General features: G+C 47.5%; 17 protein-coding genes. 10 read left to right on the top strand and 7 right to left on the bottom strand.

Annotated features, from left to right (window positions below):
- Window positions 1-4: 4 nt before the first annotated feature.
- From A8708_RS17810 to A8708_RS17785, 5 genes are all read right to left on the bottom strand, one after another.
- Window positions 5-1,708, bottom strand: a complete 1,704-nt coding sequence (locus A8708_RS17810; RefSeq protein ID WP_068665829.1) for a cache domain-containing sensor histidine kinase — start codon at window positions 1,706-1,708, stop codon at window positions 5-7.
- Window positions 1,709-1,838: 130 nt separating this feature from the next.
- Entirely contained in the window at window positions 1,839-2,630 is a 792-nt protein-coding gene (locus A8708_RS35515; RefSeq protein ID WP_157264853.1) for a hypothetical protein, read from the bottom strand.
- Between the two features lie 627 nt (window positions 2,631-3,257).
- On the bottom strand, window positions 3,258-3,449 hold the full coding sequence (locus A8708_RS17795; RefSeq protein ID WP_068665824.1) for a hypothetical protein: 192 nt from the start codon (window positions 3,447-3,449) through the stop codon (window positions 3,258-3,260).
- A 59-nt stretch (window positions 3,450-3,508) separates the two neighbouring features.
- Window positions 3,509-3,925 carry a BRCT domain-containing protein gene (locus A8708_RS17790; protein ID WP_068665822.1) on the bottom strand — a complete coding sequence of 139 codons (417 nt, stop codon included), beginning with the start codon at window positions 3,923-3,925 and terminating at the stop codon, window positions 3,509-3,511.
- Between the two features lie 193 nt (window positions 3,926-4,118).
- Window positions 4,119-4,970, bottom strand: a complete 852-nt coding sequence (locus A8708_RS17785; protein WP_068665821.1) for an inositol monophosphatase family protein — start codon at window positions 4,968-4,970, stop codon at window positions 4,119-4,121.
- 168 nt (window positions 4,971-5,138) lie between these two features.
- Between A8708_RS17785 and A8708_RS17780 the strand changes: the two genes are divergently transcribed.
- Complete coding sequence (locus A8708_RS17780; RefSeq protein ID WP_068665819.1) at window positions 5,139-6,104, top strand: aldolase catalytic domain-containing protein; 966 nt, start codon at window positions 5,139-5,141, stop codon at window positions 6,102-6,104.
- A 92-nt stretch (window positions 6,105-6,196) separates the two neighbouring features.
- Here A8708_RS17780 and A8708_RS17775 read toward each other — a convergent pair whose 3' ends face one another.
- Entirely contained in the window at window positions 6,197-6,496 is a 300-nt protein-coding gene (locus tag A8708_RS17775) for a hypothetical protein (RefSeq protein WP_204787583.1), read from the bottom strand.
- A gap of 212 nt (window positions 6,497-6,708) precedes the next feature.
- Here A8708_RS17775 and A8708_RS17770 point away from each other — a divergent pair, with 212 nt between their 5' ends.
- The 8 genes from A8708_RS17770 to A8708_RS17735 all read left to right on the top strand — a co-directional run bounded on the left by A8708_RS17770 (window position 6,709) and on the right by A8708_RS17735 (window position 14,540).
- Window positions 6,709-7,803 (top strand): GerAB/ArcD/ProY family transporter, encoded by a 1,095-nt coding sequence (locus tag A8708_RS17770; protein ID WP_068665814.1) that lies wholly within the window; start codon window positions 6,709-6,711, stop codon window positions 7,801-7,803.
- A 14-nt stretch (window positions 7,804-7,817) separates the two neighbouring features.
- Window positions 7,818-9,254, top strand: coding sequence for a spore germination protein (locus tag A8708_RS17765; protein ID WP_068665812.1), 1,437 nt, complete (start codon window positions 7,818-7,820; stop codon window positions 9,252-9,254).
- Window positions 9,254-10,423, top strand: coding sequence for a Ger(x)C family spore germination protein (locus A8708_RS17760; RefSeq protein ID WP_068665811.1), 1,170 nt, complete (start codon window positions 9,254-9,256; stop codon window positions 10,421-10,423). Before A8708_RS17765 ends, A8708_RS17760 begins: the two co-directional genes overlap by 1 nt.
- Complete coding sequence (locus tag A8708_RS17755) at window positions 10,423-10,632, top strand: hypothetical protein (protein WP_068665809.1); 210 nt, start codon at window positions 10,423-10,425, stop codon at window positions 10,630-10,632. The genes A8708_RS17760 and A8708_RS17755 overlap by 1 nt, the downstream gene beginning before the upstream one ends.
- A 49-nt stretch (window positions 10,633-10,681) precedes the next feature.
- Window positions 10,682-11,575 (top strand): PIG-L deacetylase family protein, encoded by an 894-nt coding sequence (locus A8708_RS17750; protein ID WP_082927602.1) that lies wholly within the window; start codon window positions 10,682-10,684, stop codon window positions 11,573-11,575.
- A 45-nt stretch (window positions 11,576-11,620) separates the two neighbouring features.
- Window positions 11,621-12,364, top strand: a complete 744-nt coding sequence (locus A8708_RS17745; RefSeq protein ID WP_068665805.1) for a response regulator transcription factor — start codon at window positions 11,621-11,623, stop codon at window positions 12,362-12,364.
- Window positions 12,361-13,725: a sensor histidine kinase gene (locus tag A8708_RS17740; RefSeq protein WP_068665800.1), complete on the top strand. Its 1,365-nt coding sequence runs from the start codon at window positions 12,361-12,363 to the stop codon at window positions 13,723-13,725. Before A8708_RS17745 ends, A8708_RS17740 begins: the two co-directional genes overlap by 4 nt.
- Window positions 13,726-13,997: 272 nt before the next feature.
- On the top strand, window positions 13,998-14,540 hold the full coding sequence (locus tag A8708_RS17735; protein WP_068665799.1) for a C40 family peptidase: 543 nt from the start codon (window positions 13,998-14,000) through the stop codon (window positions 14,538-14,540).
- A gap of 343 nt (window positions 14,541-14,883) precedes the next feature.
- Here the strand turns inward: A8708_RS17735 and A8708_RS17730 are convergent, their stop codons facing one another.
- Window positions 14,884-15,771, bottom strand: coding sequence for a LysR family transcriptional regulator (locus A8708_RS17730; protein WP_068665798.1), 888 nt, complete (start codon window positions 15,769-15,771; stop codon window positions 14,884-14,886).
- 131 nt (window positions 15,772-15,902) lie between these two features.
- Here A8708_RS17730 and A8708_RS17725 point away from each other — a divergent pair, with 131 nt between their 5' ends.
- Window positions 15,903-16,898, top strand: a complete 996-nt coding sequence (locus tag A8708_RS17725; protein WP_068665796.1) for an acrylyl-CoA reductase family protein — start codon at window positions 15,903-15,905, stop codon at window positions 16,896-16,898.
- Window positions 16,899-16,903 lie beyond the last annotated feature (5 nt).

Raw genomic sequence — 16,903 nt, 5'->3', positions numbered from 1 at the left:
CGTTTCACCCCTGGCTTCTCTTCTCTCTTGGCATACTCGGCAAAATCGGCAACACCACGCGAATGACAGCTCCCTGAACATGTCCCCGTTCCATTTCAATCCCGTATGGTTCACCGAACCATAATTGAATACGCTCATGAATATTAGATAGACCTATCCCCGTAGAATCGCCTTTATCCAGTTGCGCGTGAATGCCTGGTCCTTTGTCCTGTACAGTCAACACCAGACGTTCCGTTTGGATCTGCACGGTTAAACGAATCTCACAACGTCCTGTCTCTGCGTCAACGCCGTACTTCAAACAATTCTCTACGATTGGCTGCACAATCATCCAAGGCAGATAGAGATCAAGCGTATGCTCCTCTATGTCCGTACCATATACCAACCGCTCTTCAAAACGGATTTGTTGAATCGTAATGTAGTTGTGTAAATGAGCCAATTCCTCGCGCAACGTAACAAATTCCTTCTGCCTAATCGCGTTGCGCAGCATATCGCCGAGCGCCTTAACCATTCGAGCCATATCCGTGTAACCGTAGCCTTTGGCCATCCAATGAATAGAATCTAGCGTGTTATATAAAAAATGTGGATTTACCTTGGATTTCAGTGCCTCGTATTCCGCTTCCTTGAGTTGAATTTGTTTCACATAGTTTTCTTTAATAAGTACATCAAGTCGTTCTGTCATTTTATCAAAATTACGATTTAAAACACTAAATTCATCCCTATTTACTCGGTTAAAAGGTTCACTTAAGACAAAATTTCCTTTCTCAACCGAACTGATACGTTGTGTTAACGCTTCGAGCGGACGCGTCATACTGAGCGAGAAGCGCATACCGAGCCATAACAATACAATCGCTAGAAAGACGTATAACCCCAGCAGCCAATTCTTCATCATTTTGACATGGCTGAACACCGCATCATACGGAATAAAATGAACGAACGTCCAACCTGTATACATTAATGTAAACTGCGCGCATAAGTAGTTTTTGCCATCTATTTCAACAATACTGGAGCCATTCTTTCGGACAGCCGGCAACGGCAAATCCCGATTGCTTGCATACAGTACTTGATCGCCAGTAGCTACCATTAACATGGAATCGTAGTTACCATGCCGCTCACTTGAGGCATACATCACCTTCGACGCCTGGATACCGATCATCAATGTGCCCAGACGTTCAAGATTCAAATCTGCAATTTCCCGGATATCCCTAACCGTATAGAACGCCTCTTCCTCTTCTTCTCCACCGACCCAGATGCTCGCCCCGTTCCCTTCATTCGCAAGTTGTCGATATCGTTCTTTATTCCTATCATTGATGCTCGACGCATTGAATCCAGCACTAAGTAAATTACCGTTGGCATCTAGAATCGTAATGGAAGAAACGGAGAAATCGGTCTGATGATAGGTAAGCAGCTTGCGTTTCAGCTTATTCGCGGCATCGAAGGCTTCATAGGCCGAAGGAGACATTTTCATTTTCTTTAAATCACCTTGCACTTCCGGATCTGACAAAATTGAAATCGATAGCTTATCGACCTCTCTCAGTTTTTCTTCCATCCTTTCTGAAAATAAGTAAAACTTGTCGCTCGCTTCGCGATAAATAATCTGTTCGTACAACTGATGTGACTGTTGAACAAAGAGCCATGCCAACCCGCTCGAAGCCAATACGCCACCTAAAATAAATATAAAAAGTTTATGTTTGATTTTCCAATTCTTCATCAAATCCCACTACTCCTCGCCTATGCAGATTATACCACCTATTCCTATCGGTGTCTGTGGGATTAATCCGAATAGCACCAACGAAAAAAAGACAAACGCACACCAAATGGTGTCGTTCGTCTTTGTCTTTTTACATCGTATGCTGGTCATGGACGATAGCAACTAAGTACCATTGTGATCCTGTGTATTCATACACTAGTCGCAAACTGGTCCAATCCATACCTTGATACTGCGGATCGAAGCCAGGGAAATGATATTCAACGGTGATATAGGAGGCCGCAGGATAGATGCTGAACACATTGTTGATCATGTTGCCTTTGCCAATTATGGTGTTATAGCTAATCTGTGGAGCAGCGGCAAAGTTGGCGTTATATACAAATTCAGCCCAGTAATTCGGGAAAGTAAGGTCAATCGGGTCACCTGACCCATCGAACGTTCCCCAATTCGTAAGACTCGAGCTAGCCCATAGCGTCGCAAGGTTGCCGCTTTGCACTTGAATGTCTGTCGCTGTATGAATATTGGAATAGGGTGAGAATTGTACACCCTTCTTCGGATGCACCAGCGTGGCAAGCTTCTCGATGTTCTTCTCCTTCAGTACGGCTATCACTTCTTGGGAACGGGCTTCGATGACCTTCTTCGCATCTTCCGCAGTAGTGAAGCTAGACGGCTTCGAGCTTGGCGAAGGCTTCGGCGTCGCCGAGGGTTGTGGGGTTGCCGTTGTGGGCACAGGTGACCCTGCCAACGTTGGTGCTGGAGAGGGCGACGAAGTAACGCTCGCGGTTGGTTGTAGTGAGGGACTCGGGCTCGGGCTAGAGCTTGTGCTGGTGCCCCCGTGATTGGCTGGTCTTGCGCTGCAACCTGCCAATGCGCCGGCCAAACTGACCACCGCCAGAGCAATGGCAACCTTTCTCCTACATCCCATGATAACCACTCCTTCTTTTATATGCTTCCATATTACTCCAAACGTAATTGGGGAGTGAAAGGTTACTTTATTTTCAACATATCAAGAAATTTTTCACCTATTGCTTACTCCGCTTTAACTAGCCATCCACGTTTTGATATTTATTTCTACTATGACAATGACAATAACAATAACAATAACAATAACAATAACAATAACAACGTTAAGCAATCGACACTAGCCATAAGAGTCACTTCATGTTTTCGTCGGGAGATGAGGGGTAGTTGGGATAAGTTGGATTGTGGGGGCGAGGAGGAAGGTTTTTGTGACAAGTTAGTTTTTGGAGTCGAGGGGGAGCTTTTGGGACACGCTAGCTTGGGGAGGATGCAGAGTTGATAGGACAAGCTAGTTTTTGGGGGCGAGGGGAATGGTTGGGGCACGCTAGTTTTGAGTGAGTAGCAAGAAATAACTGGAAAACCTACAGCTATTTCTGCAGATTTCCCTTCCATATTAAGTTTAGATGGAAAACATACAGTTAATTCCTCTATATTTGAGCATTCGGGCGCAAATCGCTGAAATTAACTGTATGAAATCCATTTATCCTGGTTTTTGGAGGAAAAACACTGGAATTAGCTGTAGAAAATACATCTATTCCATATACAAACCCCAAAAAGCCCGAGGATCAACCTCGAGCTCATGAATCTTTACACCCAGCCCAATTCTCGCGCTAGCCGCGCCGCGCTCTATCCAAGCCCCTTCCGCACGCGGCCAACGCTTAGCCACCGCGCTTCGCCCAGCAACCTGCGCATCTCCTGCGCTCTCGCCCAGAGCAGCACGCACAGCAGCAGTCCTCGCCCCTACCCTGCGCAGCCTCTACCCCGCTTCGCCTCAACCGCCGGTTAAATACGAATACCGGCGCTAAAGTGATTATAATCATCCGCCGACGGATCGAAGGCCGCCTCATCATCGCTCGGCACTGCATCGCGATCCGATCCCACCGCGGATGCGGCATAGCTGTCGGACCAATCCTCATTCACCGTATGAGCCGGTATGCGGATGGAGCCCTCCAGGTCATACGCCATTGCGAAGGTGGCTTGCTCGGAGGGCACCTGCGGACGATCCACGAGTCGCCCGCCGTGGGACTGCGCAATTTCGATCGCCGAGGTAATTTCCTGCTCATCGAGATGAATATGCAGGGTTGCGCGCTCCCCTTCCAGCAGCTCCGGCTTATAGCCAAGCTCTTCTAGCGTGTCTAATGCCAGCAACGCATCTCGTGTTTGACCAAATTCAAAAAAGATTGGAACAAAGTCCTTCATCTAACAGCATCCTCTCTTGCCTAACAAGAATGTATTCATTTCACAGCATAAACCGGCTATAGATCTCCGCATGTTTTCACAATTCACTTATGCTTCACATAGGTGAATCGCAGAACACGGAGTAGCCGTTTATTTTGCTCAAATGGAAAGTCTGCCCTTAGGTTTGACCAATTGTTCCAATCCTATTCGAACCCTATTCCGCCACCGTCGTCAGCAGTGCATCTTGAACGAGCTGGAGCAGCTCTGCATGAAAGGCAGGCACTGCAGCGACCAGATAGATGGCTCCGTCAGCGACGGCATTCTGCTCGACTGCCGTGCCACCGAGCAAAGCAACCGGATTACCCGCGAAATCCGTTATTTTCACACCAGCCTCCTGCGCAAGCAACAAGCCCGCATAGAGATCTTCCCCTTCGGAGTTGTACAGAACCACCCCGTGCAGATCACCTCTGGCCAGCATCGCCCAGACAAGGGACGGGGCCCATAGACGCATCACTCTTTTGACTGAATACTCCAGATGATGTCGAAGCGTTAAGGCCCGCTGATCGTCTTTCGTGACCGCATGCCCTTGAATCCATGAAACGCTGGACTTCGTCAACGCACCGCTAGGCCTCGCTAACAGCCTTCTATCACCTTGCCAAGCCCCTTCATCTTGAACCGCCACATAAGTGAGTTCCATGGCCGAATCCTGCACGACTCCTAGTACAATCCGGCCTTGATAGCTCAATGAAATGGATACACCGTACAAGGGAAGGCCCAATGCGTAATTGTTCGTTCCATCCAAGGGATCAACATGCCATACCCAGTCGCTCGCTATGCCACCTTCACCCGCTTCTTCACTATAGATGCGATGAGTCGGAAACACGCTCAAGATGTCGTCCACGATGAGACGATCCGCCTCCACATCCACCTCTGTCACGAGATCGCCGCGATCATCTTTGTGCGCAAGAATGAATTGACCACCGAAACGTTTCCTGGCCAATTCCCCTGCTTTCACAGCCGCGCCTACAGCCACTTCTCTTGCTAAGGTCCATTCGTTCCGATTCATTCCGTGCTTCCCCCTCGCTTGATCACTTCTGTCCACTCCATATTACCATATCCTGCCTAGAAAAGTTGTACAGAAGCCTACGCTTGCATTGACAAGCCACCTCTTCATAAGTGATAATATAGCAAAATCAGAAGGCGACAAGAGCTGTCGAAAGGGGCATTTGCGAGTATGGTAAAGCATCATCAACACAAGATTTTGGATTGTACGATTCGAGACGGCGGTTTAGTGAACGATTGGGATTTCAGCGTGGAGTTTGTCCAAGATATGTATCGCGGCTTAAGCGCTGCCGGCGTAGAATATATGGAAATTGGTTACAAGAATTCAGAAAAGCTGCTTAAAGGCGGATCATCCGGCCCTTGGAGATTTCTAAACGAATCCTTCTTGCGCGATGTTATCACCAAAAAAACAGATACAAAACTATCCGCTCTTGTTGATATCGGACGTGTGGATGAGAAAGACATTTTGCCTCGTGAAGACAGCTTGCTTGACCTGATCCGCGTAGCTTGTTATATCAAGGATGTTGATAAAGGTCTTGAGCTTGTTCAGAAATTCCATGACATGGGTTACGAAACATCCCTGAACATCATGGCGCTTTCCCACGTAATGGAGAACGAATTAACAGAAGCTTTTGAAGAAATCAACAAAAGCGCAGTTGACGTCGTTTACGTCGTGGATTCTTACGGCAGCATGGGCAGCAAAGATATCGACTACCTCGTATCCAAATTCCAACGCTTACTTCCTGAGAAGGAGCTAGGCTTGCATATGCACAACAACATGCAGCTTGCTTTCGCAAACACAATCACAGGAGCATCCAAAGGTGTAACGTTCTTGGATTCATCCGTGTACGGTATGGGTCGCGCTGCTGGTAACTGTACAACTGAATTGTTGCTCAGCCACCTTAAGGGAGCACGCTACGACGTACGTCCTGTACTTGAAATCATTGAGAAGCATATGATCGCAATGCGTGAGAAATGGGACTGGGGCTACCTCATTCCATACATGATCGTCGGAGCACTAGACGAGCACCCTCGCACAGCAATGGCATTGCTTGACTCGGCTGAGAGAAATAATTTCACTGATTTCTACGATCGTTTGACTTCCGTAGAGACATTCCCATCCGCAAGCAAGAAATAATAACGTAACGTCAATAACCCCTATTCGCTCAGTTCAGGAAAGCGTATCTCCTGACTGCTCGACTAGGGGTTTTTTGCACTCCATGCCAGCCCTTATTTGATAATTTTTGCCGAAACCACATAATTCTCTGCGTAAGCCCGATCGATTAAGAAAATGAAGTCCTCCCCTTCTTTACGACTGAGACTCCTTCTCGGAACCACCTCAATATAATCACTATCAATTAGCATCGTGCACTTCTCGTCCGTATAGATTAACCCATCTTCTAAGCGTTTTATAGCTTCGGTTATGACTTCCCGTGATTTTAAATCTCCAAGAATCTCCATGTAAACTTTCGCTGTAGCATCACGATCTTGGAGTAAAATCGCTACCTTGTGTTTAACTTTGATGCGCACCTTCTTTTTGGGAGATATGCTCATAGGTTCTACTCCTTCATTACGTCTATGGATTTATTTTATGTCGGTATCGGGTCATGTGGACTAGGCTAATGGACGATTTCACTACGCTATTCTGTGTGAGGCCAGAGTTAGGTGTTTAAAGGGAAGGAAGGATATTTTTTCCCTAATTTGAAAATAGTAAGATCATTCGCACGTCAGGGGGGTTCTGTGTGATTCAAGTGCTCTCGACATGGCAAACATTCTGTCTGTTGTTTTTATTCCAGCTAGGTACCACGATTGTTTTCGGTTTCGCTGGCGGTGCTAAGCAGGACGCTTGGCTAGCTGCCCTGCTTAGTGCCATGATAGGAATAAGCATCGTAGGAATGTTTACTCGTATATATGAACGCAATCCAGGCGAAACCTTAGTTTCCCTGCTACAAATAACCTTCGGCAAGTACATCGGACACCTGTTAACCGCCATTTATATTTTTGCTTTTATTTACGAATCAGCACGTATTCTCAGGGATTTAGGCGAATTGATGGGCACTTTTCTACTCCCAACGACACCGGCTCCATTCTTGATGCTGCTTCTTGTCACATTGGTTGCTTATGCTTGCTATGCTGGAATAGAACGCATTGCTCGTTTAGCTGAACTTAGTATTATCATCGTTTTCCTATTTACCTGCATCCAGCTCATTCTGCTTCTCTTCTCCGATGCCATTGACTTATCGTGGCTGCTGCCTGTTGCATCAGATTGGAGGAGCATTGGTACCACCGTCTTCCCACTAGGCTTAACGACGACCTTCGGTGAAGTAATCATTTTCGCTGTATTCTGGAAATTGACCGTCAGCCCAAAGAAGTTTCGCAAAGCAGCCCTGTACTCTTCCCTACTCGTCGGCGCTGTTTTTGTCGTGCTTGATCTCATTGCCGTTAGTACACTGGGACCAGACCTGTTCTATCGTTCCTTATACCCGCTGCTAACCAGCTTTCAATTGATCCGGATTGCCGATTTCATCGATAATTTGGATCCCTTTGTCGTAACAACATTTATTACAGGCGGCTTGTTCAAAATCATTCTGTACGCCTACGCGGCATGCACAATGATCACCATGCAGTGGAAAACGGAAAATCATCGCACGGTCATTATCCCGGTCGCTTTGCTGATTTGGTTTATTTCCATCTATACCGCCAAAAATATAGCCAGCCATATCTTTGTAGGTCTGAAAATTGTGCCGTGGATTATCGAACTCCCTTTATTCGTTATAGTCCCATTCGTTATTTTCATCGGCAACGCGTTATTCAGAAAACGTAACATAGAGCGCTAAGGAGGGAGCAACGGATGCAACAAACGCCTGTTGATGAAGCCATTGATATTACTCAACTACAAGCCGATATCAATCAGCAGTTGGATCACGATCCCGATTTAGTCTTTGTGCGTCTTCGTACTACACTGATCGCCTATATCTCAGGCTTGGTTGACGCAGACCGAATTGAACGCGAGATCACTAAACCCCTATCCGAAGCAAAACCAACAACAGAACCCATCTCTTCTCATATTCTGTCACCTGAAGTGAAACGAACCCATCTTTTTGAAACGTTGATCGATAGCTTGCTTGTTGGCTTTGTTATGGTTGCTGAGCAAGGGGAGATGCAGGTGCTATTGGCCAATTTGGCCTGCCTCCCACATCGTAATATTGAGCAACCTCAAACCGAATCTGGTGTCCGCGGCCCTAGAGAAGGCTTTACAGAACATATGGAAACCAATGTTGCCTTATTGCGTCGTCGTTTGAAAACCGACAAAATACGGATCAAAACCTGGCAAATCGGCGCACTCAGCCAAACAGAAGTACGGCTCATTTATTTGGAAGGCATCGCAGATCAAGAAATTGTGAATGAACTAACAAAAAGATTATCTGCTATTGATATTGATGCCGTACTGGAAAGCAGCTATATCGAAGAACTGACACGGGATCATCCCTTCAGTATTTTCCCAACCATGGAATACACAGAAAGGCCGGATGTGGTAGCAGGGGCTCTCTTGGAAGGCAAAGTATCTATTTTCACCAATAATACGCCTTTCGTACTCATTGCTCCCTTTCAATTCTGGTCGGCTTTTCAGTCCAGTGAAGACTACTATTTGATGTTCAGCAGTGCCACTTTCATCCGGTTTATTCGCTCTTTGTCTATCATTCTGGCTCTTCTCCTGCCCTCACTCTATGTGGCCATTACAACTTTCCATCCTGAAATGCTGCCGACGAACTTGCTCCTTGCTGTTGCAGGCGCACGTGAAGCTTCTCCTTTCCCTGCAATGGTCGAAGCACTCATCATGGAAATCACTTTCGAAGCACTTCGCGAAGCGATACTTCGGTTACCTCGCATCATGGGACAGACTGTCAGTATCGTCGGTGCTCTCGTCATCGGACAAGCCGTTGTGCAGGCGGGGATCGTGTCGACCCCCATGGTTATCGTTGTTTCCGTGACGGGGATCGCTTCTTTCATGATTCCGCGCTATAACATGACCTTCTCCATTCGGATTATGCGGTTATTGCTGCTCTTGCTCGCTGGTACGCTCGGCTTCGTCGGCATCCTGCTTGGGCTATTTACTCTAGCCCTCTATTTGACGGGAATTCGCTCCGTTGGCGTTCCTTACTTATCTCCGATTGCTCCTTTGAGATTAAAAGGACTGCGGGACTTTCTAATCCGTTCCCCGCACTGGCTGCTCGACCGAGATCTGGTCTCTACACCACCAAAGCCAAGTAAGAAGAGGCACGACTGATGAGAAAAGTGAATCAACTGATGGTGTATACGATGATTCTTCTCCTATTGACGGGATGCTGGGATCGAAAAGAAATTAATGATATTGCCATTATTCAGCTTTCCGCATTCGATCTCATGCCTGATACAGACAAAGGCAAGTACCGCGGCTATGTGCAAGTTGCAATTCCCAAATCGATTGGTGCAGGCCAATTAACCACAAGTGGCGGCACACAACAGAAGACGTACATGCCACTCGTCGATTATGGAGAAAATATTGAAGCCATGACAATCAGGCTAGAGCGTAAGCTTTCCCGAGATGTGTTACCTTCACATCGGCGGGTTTTCATAGTCGGAGAATCATTAGCTCGACAAAATATGGCGCCTTTGCTTGATTTGATTTCAAGAAATCCCAAGAACCGATTGCGCACCTATCTGATTGTCGCTCGGGGTACCGATGCCAAAAGTCTCGTTGAGACAGAGTATCCCTTGGAAGCCACGAAGGAAGAAGCCTTGCGTGAAATCATTGTGCGTAAAATGCAGATTCCTTCCATGCTTCGCAATTTCTATGCCTCCTCCGCTGCTACTGGCATTGAGCCCATTGCAGCAGCGTTCTCCAAAGATAAGGACGATAAGATTCTATTGAACAGCATCGCCTTGTTTAATAAAGCCACTTTGGTCGGCTATGTGGATGATATGCAAGCGGTCGCACTTACAAGCCTGTTAGGCAAAAAACCTTTCGGTGACGTGGAAGTATCTCTCCCTGATCAGGAAGGTAAATTATCTGTACGCGTCACTACTTTAAAAGCGAAGAAACGAGTTGAAGTCTCCGGTGAACAACCACATTTCATTATCGACATTAGGGCCGCGGGCCGTATCATGGGTAATCTCTCGAAGTTAGATCCAAGTGATCCGGCTGTTATGGAGAAACTTAACGCATCCTTCCAAGACCAAGTAACGCAAGTGTATCAGGAGCTGTTTCACACGCTGCAAACAACCTACCAAACGGACACCGCAGGTCTTGGACAATCCGTTTATCGGAAGTATCCTAAGTTGTGGAAAAAAATCGAGAAAGATTGGGATACTATTTTTCCTAAAGTGGACGTTCAATTCAAAGTTGAGGCCAACATTTTTCAAATGGGTGTTCAAGGCGCTCCCTATTACTTAAAGGAGGATGAGATTAGTCAATAATGTGGCTCAAAATAACCGCTCTTACGATTCCATCCATCCTCATCGCCATCCAGCAAATGTCCTATTGGACGAAACAGGGTAAGGGAAACCGTAAACAAGCCATGATCTTTCTCGTCTGGATGATTATTGCTTGGGGGATCGGATGCGCCTTTATCGGCGGATTCCGTCTTCCTGAACCAACCAAACCGCTATTCCCCGGCTGGAAATAGATCGAAACACGCTTCCGCTTCTGCCCACATACATTAATTTCATGGATTAATGTGCTCGTGGGAGGAATCGTGTGTGAACGTATATCCGGTTGATTTGCTTATATTTGCGCCACATCCCGATGATGAAATACTCGGGACAGCTGGCACCATCATGGACGCCGTTGCCTGTGGCAAGAAAGTTCATGTTGTATTCTTCACCAATGGGGATGGATACCCCGAAGCGGCTTCCCTTTTATTCGGCAAGCCTCCTGAGGAGCTAGGGCCTGCGCATTATTTGGAGCTGGCGCGCATACGCCAGCATGAGACGCTAGCCGCCGCGGCACTGATCGGGCTTCGCCCGCAGGATCTGACATTCCTCGGCTATCCAGATGCTGGACTGGACCGCGTATTGGCCACTACGGGCGCGATGCCAACCTTTCAGCAGCGCTTTACGCAGCGGCAGGCGACTTATGTCGGACTCGTGCCTGATTTTCACTCGATGTACTACGGATGCCCTGCACCTTACCGGAAGGCTTGTGCCCTCAGTGACACCATGGCATTGCTTACGATGCTGCAGCCGCGGGAAATCTATGTTACGGATGCTGCCGATACCCATCTCGATCATGCGGCGGCCCATGCATTCGTCATGGAAGCCGTCCAGCAGACGGGGTATACCGGTGCGGTTTACACGTATGTGATCCATAGCGGTGCGGAATCTCAGTGGCCATGGCCACGTGGTATCACGCCGGAACTTCCTTTCGAGGCGCACCTTGTAGAGGGACAACGCGTTCCGTTGAACGTACCCTGGCCGCCGCCGATTCGACGGCCCCTGACACTCGCTCAGGCTTATTGCAAGTGGCAGGCGCTGCTCGCTTACCGTTCGCAGATTCTTGTTGAACCGGAATTTCTGCAATCTTTTATCAAAAGCGAAGAGATTTTCTGGATACCGAATCCTTACAAATAATGCCGCTGCCTGTAGGCACGGCTTTGGGAGTGAATACGAGCCGTTATGAGCCGCATTTTGCTAATTGAAGATGAAGAACGAATTGCCCGCGTGTTGCAGCTTGAGCTTGAGCATGAGGGCTACGAGGTACTAATTTGTGGGGATGGGCGATCTGGACTTCAAGCTGCCTTAAGCGAAGAAGGATGGGATCTCATCCTTCTTGACGTTATGCTCCCTGAACTCAATGGACTTGAGGTTCTAAGACGCCTCCGGCAAGTCAATGCCTCTCTGCCCGTGATTCTGCTGACGGCACGCGATGCCATTCCTGATCGCGTCAGCGGGCTGGATCAGGGTGCCAACGACTATGTCACGAAGCCTTTTGCCACTGTCGAGTTGCTAGCTCGTATACGCAGTCTGCTCCGGCAGAAGAGTCTGCAAGAGCAGACGCCCGAACAGGATCATTTGCTAAGAATTGATGATCTATCGATGGATTTGAAGAGCCGCGCAGTCTCCCGTGAGGGCACTGCCATTGAACTGACGCCAACGGAGTTTGAGTTGCTGCGTTTCCTGATTCAGCATCAGAATGAGGTCATGTCGCGCGAACAAATTATCACCGAGGTGTGGGGCTATGATTTTATCGGGGATACCAATGTAGTGGATGTGTATATCCGTTACCTGCGTCAGAAAGTGGACAAACCCTTCTCAACCAAACTGATTCAGACGATTCGCGGGATCGGTTATTTAATTAAATGTGACAAGACAGAATTAGAAGGCAATTCCCCTCTTCCTGATGGTCAGGAGTCCGAATGAGTCTACGGCTGAAAATTACGTTATGGGTATCGATCGGATTGATGGTAGTCCTATTCTTCAGCTTTACCTTCGTCTATTACATGTTTATCCGCGTGACAACGAAGGGTGAAATTGACCTATTGAAGGATAAAGCCAGCGCGTTGCTGCTGAGGGATCTTCCTAACCATCCTGAGTATTGGAAAGATAACATGCAGATGGATGAACTCCTCATCCCCCAAGAAATGCTGCGCTATATTACACCCGACTCGAAGGTCGCTCATCAGATTTATTCGGATACGAATCTTGCCAGTTACCCCGCAAGCTATTCGACTAAGGCGTCTGAGGCGCTATTCACTGATGCGGATGGCATCCTATTATTCGTTCGAACGCCTGTATTCAAAGACGGGAAACAAGTAGCCCTCTTAGAAATCGGACGCAGCCTGCGGAGACTTGGCACATATTCCGAAATGTTGATTTCCATTCTTGTCCTAACTTCCATTGGTGCGCTCATACTGGTTCTAATTGGGGGTTATTTTTATACGAATGTGCTGTTTCGACCGCTCAAACAATTCATCACGACCATGCAAAATATCGAGGAAAGCGGGTCATTCCGTCATATCACGCTGCCTGCCAATCAAGCCAATGATGAACTGATGATGCTTGGCAACACCTTTAATCGCATGATCGACAGGCTGCAAGATATGTTTCGTAAACAGGAGCAATTCCTCGCCGATGCGTCTCACGAGCTTAGAACCCCCCTCACCATCATTGAAAGCTACGCAAGTCTTCTGCGAAGATGGGCCTCCAGCAATGATCAATTGCGAGAAGAGGCACTTGAAGCCATCGTCTCTGAGTCTGCCCAGCTAAAGCTTCTCACGCAAAATCTACTATCGCTTACGAATACCAACCGTACCAACTGCGAGCAGAATATCGATTTCGATCTGATCCAGCTGGTAGAGCAAACCGCTGCTTCTCTCCGCGTTACTTCTTTCCGTGAGATTCGGGTACAGACTGAACACAATATGAAGGAACTGGCGATGACAGGTGATCCCTATCAGATCAGGCAATTGCTTATTATTTTAATAGATAATGCCTTAAAATATAGTCAGAAGATCGTCGATATTCGGGTCTGTTTGCAAGACAAACAGGTGATCATTAAAGTCATGGATCAAGGTATTGGCATCGCGGAGGAGGATCTTCCTCACGTCTTTGACCGCTTCTATCGATCTGATAAAGCTAGAAACCGTAAACAAGGAGGAGCCGGTCTTGGGCTTGCTATTGCCCAGCATATCGTGCTTAAACATCACGGACATATCGAACTTCAAAGCAGTCTAGGACTAGGCTCCACGGCCGTTGTAACGCTTCCACAATCCTGTCAATAAGAACATTATAAGGGGATTCTCATCATTCTCTCAGAATTGGGCTTTCCCCTTGATATAGCGCTGTTTCAAAGGTTGCATGGTAAATCTTAGGGCAATTTTCATCTGGTATACTGAGTCTCAAGTGGACAACACATCGCAAGGTTACTCAAATTAAGAGTCAACTGACCAAGATTCTATACTTGCAAAGCAAATCATCAAATTGAAGCTTACCACATCTTCAATGCAAGATAGATTGACGATAACTCAGCGAAAACTCTAAGGAGGCAACCCCCATGAAAAACCCACAAAAAACTTGGTACAAAAAATTAGTCGTTACGGCATTGTCCGCTTCTATAGGATTATCAATACTTGCAGCAGGTGCACCAGGGAAAGTGGAAGCGGCTACATCTTCCGAAGTAACCAATGCTACAGCGCTTACAGCGTCTGCAACCTCCACTTCGAGAGGCAGCCAAGTCATCTCTATAGGTAAACGATATTTAGGAACACCTTATAAATTCGGAGCCACTGCCGGTCAAACACGTAACTTTGACTGTTCTTCCTTCACACAATATGTATTTAAAAAAGTAGGCGTTAACTTGCCGCGTACCTCTCAGCAACAAGCTCGTGTAGGTAAATATGTATCCCGCAGCAACTTGCGTGTCGGCGATTTGGTGTTTTTCTCGATCCCAGGTAAACCGGGCGTCATTCACCATGTAGCCATCTATATGGGCAATAACAAACTTCTTCAAACTTACGGCGCCGGCGGCGTTCGTATCACTGATATTCACAGCGGCACGTGGTCTTCCCGTTATATGACAGCACGTCGCGTGCTATAGTAGGATAACTGCAATCACATAATAATTGATTGAAGCCGAAATAGATGGAAAACCTCCATCTACTTCGGCTCTTTTTGCGTGAAAATCCAACTAGCTGGATTTTCACCAGTTAATATCGGCTCATTCATCGAATTGAGGTGCAAACGCTGATTTTAGCTACATAAAATCCCTTTACTTTCATTATCGGCGTATTTCCCGCGGAAATAACTACAGGAAATCCATCTATTTTCATACACGGCATATTTGTGCGGTGAGATAGCGGCAGAAATTTATCCGAGGGAGGTATTGTGTCGTTTAGCAAGAATCTACTCGTATGTCCATTCTTCAGTATTTCAATCCCCTTCTACTCCGAAATTCGGGGGTACCTCCCCCGAATGAAATCCAAGAAAACTTCGGACACTGGAGTCAACTGCCTATCCTTCTTCCATACAACTCCGACCGTAAGCTCACTTGGGCAGTCTTCGATTGAAACCCAAGCCATCGGGTAATTACTGACACCTAACGTCTTAGGCAACAAAGAGACCCCTAGACCTGCTGAAACCAATCCGGCGACCATATCCAATTCATCCACACGATATACGGTGTTTGGTTCTACACTAGAATTAGCCAGCAGATCCTCAACCGTAAAGCTTAACGCGCAAGATGGTTTCAACCCGACATAAGGTTCCCCACCGAGCTCTTCCAAGCGGATGCTGCTCCTGTTCGCCCAAGGATGCTGTAGAGGCACAGCCAGATAAAGTTCGGATTTACCTATTAGATGCCAATGAAACCCCTCATTAACAGATTCCCACGTTGTTATCCCAAAGTCACAGTCGTTATTGGAAATTCGCAAAACCAGCTCATCCAACGTGCATTGATTCAGTTCGAAGCGGATATCCGCGTATCGATCTCGGAATGCACCAAGCATACCAGGGAAGAGTTCCGCACCAAGGATATGAGGAAAACCTATCGATAGAATTCCCGACCATGGGTTGATTTGATTCGCAATCTCTTGCTTGGCCTTCTCGATCTCCCTCAATGCCGTCTGTGCCCGATCCAAGAAGAGTTGTCCATAACGGTTCAACACGAGATTGCGTCCTCGCCGTTCAAACAACTCCACGCCGAATTCCTTCTCCAATGTAGCGATAGAACGACTTAACGCAGGCTGTGTGAGAGACAGTTCTTTCGCCGTATTCGTCATATGTTGCGACTTCGCTACCGCGATGAAATATTCAATCTGCTGCCACTCCATAACTTACCCCTCTCTCTAAAAACAGATAACAAAAAGTCATTAATTATATAACTATTATAAATTAGACGTATGGATGAAACAAGATTAGGATTACACGTAGTACTACATCTACTTAAAGGGGGACAACTACTATGGGAACTTATCGAGCTCTAACCGTAGATTGGGAAGGATCGAACTTAAAATCAGATATCCGCGAGTATGCCATGGATGATCTGCCTAGTGGAGAGGTAACGATACGAGTTGCCTATTCCAGCATTAATTACAAAGATGGTTTAAGTACGATACCAGGGGCTGGCATCATAAGTCAGTATCCGCACGTTCCCGGTATCGATCTTGCAGGCACGGTGGTCACTTCGTCAGATCCCGCTTTCCAAGTAGGGGATGAGGTTCTCATTACCGGATACGGCCTGGGGGCATCCCATCCAGGCGGGTTTAGCGAGTTCGCGCGTGTACCCGCAGCGTGGGTCGTGCCCATGCCGCCCGGACTGACCGCGAAGTCCGCGATGGCTATCGGCACCGCAGGCTTCACTGCCGCTTTATCCGTGCACCGCATGGAGGAGAATGGCTTGAAACCGAATCAAGGCCCTATTCTGGTGAGCGGAGCCACCGGAGGCGTCGGAAGCTGGGCTGTAACCATGCTTGCGCAGTCGGGCTATGAGGTGACAGCAAGCACCCGGAAGAGTTCCGAGATCGAATATTTGAAGAAACTCGGTGCACGGGAGACGATCTCTCCAGCGGAGCTGGAAATACCAGAAGCGAAGTCACTCTACCGGGAACGTTGGGCGGGAGCTGTTGATCCCGTGGGAGGACCTTACCTGACACACATCTTGAATTCGGTCCGATATGGCGGATCCGTTACACTTAGTGGCTTCACGGGAGGATCAGAATTGGTCTCCACGGTTCTCCCATTTATCTTACGAGGCGTTAATTTGCTCGGTATCGATTCGGTACTGTGCCCCATGGACGTTCGACGAGCAGTGTGGAACAGAATCGCCACCGAATGGAAGCCAGATGAAGTTCTTCTAGACTCTATCGTGAAGGAGATTTCGCTCTCTGAGCTTCCAGAAGCGATCACTCAAGTGTTACAAGGACGCATGCGCGGACGTTCCATCGTCGCGCTGTCCTAGTCGAC

Origin of the sequence: Paenibacillus oryzisoli (assembly GCF_001653565.1) — a bacterium.
In the GTDB taxonomy this organism is placed as follows: Bacteria; Bacillota; Bacilli; order Paenibacillales; family NBRC-103111; genus Paenibacillus_E; species Paenibacillus_E oryzisoli.
Note: the sequence above shows the minus strand (reverse complement) of the source record. Positions and strands in the feature narration are given on the sequence as shown.

Coding starts and splice junctions, on each gene's coding strand:
- A8708_RS17810 (WP_068665829.1), bottom strand. CDS start 1,708: ATGAAGAATTGGAAAATCAAACATAAACTTTTTATATTTATTTTAGGT.
- A8708_RS35515 (WP_157264853.1), bottom strand. CDS start 2,630: ATGGGATGTAGGAGAAAGGTTGCCATTGCTCTGGCGGTGGTCAGTTTG.
- A8708_RS17790 (WP_068665822.1), bottom strand. CDS start 3,925: ATGAAGGACTTTGTTCCAATCTTTTTTGAATTTGGTCAAACACGAGAT.
- A8708_RS17785 (WP_068665821.1), bottom strand. CDS start 4,970: ATGAATCGGAACGAATGGACCTTAGCAAGAGAAGTGGCTGTAGGCGCG.
- A8708_RS17780 (WP_068665819.1), top strand. CDS start 5,139: ATGGTAAAGCATCATCAACACAAGATTTTGGATTGTACGATTCGAGAC.
- A8708_RS17765 (WP_068665812.1), top strand. CDS start 7,818: ATGCAACAAACGCCTGTTGATGAAGCCATTGATATTACTCAACTACAA.
- A8708_RS17760 (WP_068665811.1), top strand. CDS start 9,254: ATGAGAAAAGTGAATCAACTGATGGTGTATACGATGATTCTTCTCCTA.
- A8708_RS17755 (WP_068665809.1), top strand. CDS start 10,423: ATGTGGCTCAAAATAACCGCTCTTACGATTCCATCCATCCTCATCGCC.
- A8708_RS17750 (WP_082927602.1), top strand. CDS start 10,682: ATGTGCTCGTGGGAGGAATCGTGTGTGAACGTATATCCGGTTGATTTG.
- A8708_RS17745 (WP_068665805.1), top strand. CDS start 11,621: ATGAGCCGCATTTTGCTAATTGAAGATGAAGAACGAATTGCCCGCGTG.
- A8708_RS17740 (WP_068665800.1), top strand. CDS start 12,361: ATGAGTCTACGGCTGAAAATTACGTTATGGGTATCGATCGGATTGATG.
- A8708_RS17735 (WP_068665799.1), top strand. CDS start 13,998: ATGAAAAACCCACAAAAAACTTGGTACAAAAAATTAGTCGTTACGGCA.
- A8708_RS17730 (WP_068665798.1), bottom strand. CDS start 15,771: ATGGAGTGGCAGCAGATTGAATATTTCATCGCGGTAGCGAAGTCGCAA.
- A8708_RS17725 (WP_068665796.1), top strand. CDS start 15,903: ATGGGAACTTATCGAGCTCTAACCGTAGATTGGGAAGGATCGAACTTA.